General features: G+C 72.8%; 1 protein-coding gene. It reads left to right on the forward strand.

The genetic code is table 11. The features are described 5' to 3' along the window. Positions 1 to 126: 126 nt before the first annotated feature. Positions 127 to 2,351, forward strand: a 2,225-nt coding sequence (gene pflB / locus KBX39_RS29020; RefSeq protein WP_210873595.1) for a formate C-acetyltransferase, incomplete at its 3' end; no start/stop codon positions are given.

The following is a 2,351-nucleotide window of genomic DNA, read 5'->3' on the forward strand; positions in this document are numbered from 1 at the left end:
CAACGCCGCGGGGGCCGACGTCCTCGCCGGCCGGGTCGCCGCCCGGCTCGTGCTCCAGCCCTGACCCCCGCCCCCGGTCCCCGCACCCGCGGGGACCGGGCCGCCGACGCCCGGAGAGGGACCGACATGACCGCCACCGAACCCCTGGCCCCCTGGCGCGGATTCCACGCCGGCGCGTGGCAGGAGACAGTCGACGTGGCCGACTTCGTCCGCCACAACCACGAGCCGTACACCGGGGACGCCTCGTTCCTGACCGGGCCGACGCCGCGCACGCTGGCGGTGTGGGACCGGCTGCGGGACATGTTCCCGGAGGAGCGGCGCCGCGGCGTGTACGACGTCGACGCGGCCACCCCGTCGACGATCACCTCGCACGCCCCCGGGTACATCGACCGGGAGCGGGAGCTGATCGTCGGGTTGCAGACCGACGCGCCGCTGCGGCGGGCGATCATGCCGGCCGGCGGGCTGCGGATGGTGGAGACGGCGCTGCGCGCGTACGGGCGTGAGCCGGACCCGCGCGTACACGAGATCTTCACCCGGTACCGCCGCACGCACAACGACGCGGTGTTCGACGCGTACCCGGAGACCGTGCTCGCGGCCCGGCGCTCGCACGTCATCACCGGCCTGCCCGACGCGTACGGACGCGGGCGGATCATCGGCGACTACCGCCGGGTGGCGCTGTACGGCGTGGACCGGCTGATCGAGGAACGCCGCGCGCTCAAGGCGGCGCTGGACGACCGGCGCAGCACCGACGACGTGATCCGCGACCGGGAGGAACTGGCCGAGCAGCTCCGCGCGCTCGGCGAGCTGAAGGAGATGGCCGCCTCGTACGGCTTCGACATCTCCCGCCCGGCCGTCACCGGCGCGCAGGCGATCCAGTGGCTCTACTTCGCCTACCTGGCCGCCACGAAGGAGCAGAACGGCGCCGCCATGTCGCTCGGCCGCACCGCCGGGTTCCTCGACGCCTACCTGCGGCGGGACATCGCCGAGGGGCGGCTGGACGAGAGTGGCGCGCAGGAGCTGATCGACGACTTCGTGATCAAGCTGCGGATCATCCGCTTCCTGCGCACCCCCGAGTACGACCAGCTCTTCTCCGGCGACCCCACCTGGGTCACCGAGTCGCTCGGCGGGATGGGCGCGGACGGCCGCCCGCTGGTCACCCGCACCACGTTCCGCTACCTGCAGACGCTGTACAACCTCGGCCCGGCGCCGGAGCCGAACCTGACGGTGCTCTGGTCGCCGCGGCTGCCCGAGGGGTTCAAGCGGTTCTGCGCCCAGGTGTCGCTGGACACCAGCGCCATCCAGTACGAGAACGACGAGCTGATCCGCCCGGCGTACGACGACGACACCGCGATCGCCTGCTGCGTGTCGGCCATGCGGGTCGGCCGGGACATGCAGTCCTTCGGCGCCCGGGCGAACCTGGCGAAGGCGCTGCTGTACGCGATCAACGGCGGCCGCGACGAGCTGTCCGGCGCGCAGGTCGCCCCGCCGGCCGCGCCGGTCGGCGGCGAGACGCTCGACTACGACGAGGTGCTGGCCGCGTACGACCGCATGCTGGACTGGCTGGCGCAGACGTACGTGGACGCGCTGAACGTGATCCACCACCAGCACGACAGGTACGCCTACGAGCGGCTGGAGATGGCGCTGCACGACCACCCGGTGCGCCGGTTCATGGCCACCGGAATCGCCGGCCTGTCGGTCGCCGTGGACAGCCTGTCGGCCATCCGGTACGGCCGGGTCAAGGTGCTGCGCGACGAGTCCGGGCTGGCGGTCGACTACGCGGTCGAGGGCGAGTTCCCGACGTACGGCAACGACGACGACCGGGCCGACGAGATCGCGGTGTGGCTGGTCGAGACGTTCGCGGAGAAGCTGCGCCGGCAGCGCACGTACCGCGACGCGGAGCTGACCATGTCGGTGCTCACCATCACCTCGAACGTGGTGTACGGCAAGCACACCGGCAACACGCCGGACGGGCGGCGCGCCGGTGAGCCGTTCGCGCCGGGGGCGAACCCGATGAACGGGCGGGACACGCACGGCCTGGTCGCGTCCGCGCTGTCGGTGGCGAAGCTGCCGTACGACGCGGCCCGCGACGGCATCTCGCTGACCGGCACCGTCACGCCGGACGGCCTGGGCCACACCCGCGACGAGCGGATCGCGAACCTGGCCGGGGTGCTCGACGGCTACGCCGACGCCGGCGGGTTCCACCTCAACGTCAACGTGCTGGACCGGGCCACGCTGCTGGACGCGATGGCGCACCCGGAGCGGTACCCGCAGCTCACCGTCCGGGTCTCCGGGTACGCGGTGAACTTCGTGCGGCTCACGCCGGAGCAGCAGCGCGACGTGGTGTCGCGGAC

Source organism: Micromonospora sp. D75 (genome assembly GCF_018070405.1).
Classification (GTDB): Bacteria; Actinomycetota; Actinomycetes; order Mycobacteriales; family Micromonosporaceae; genus Micromonospora; species Micromonospora chalcea.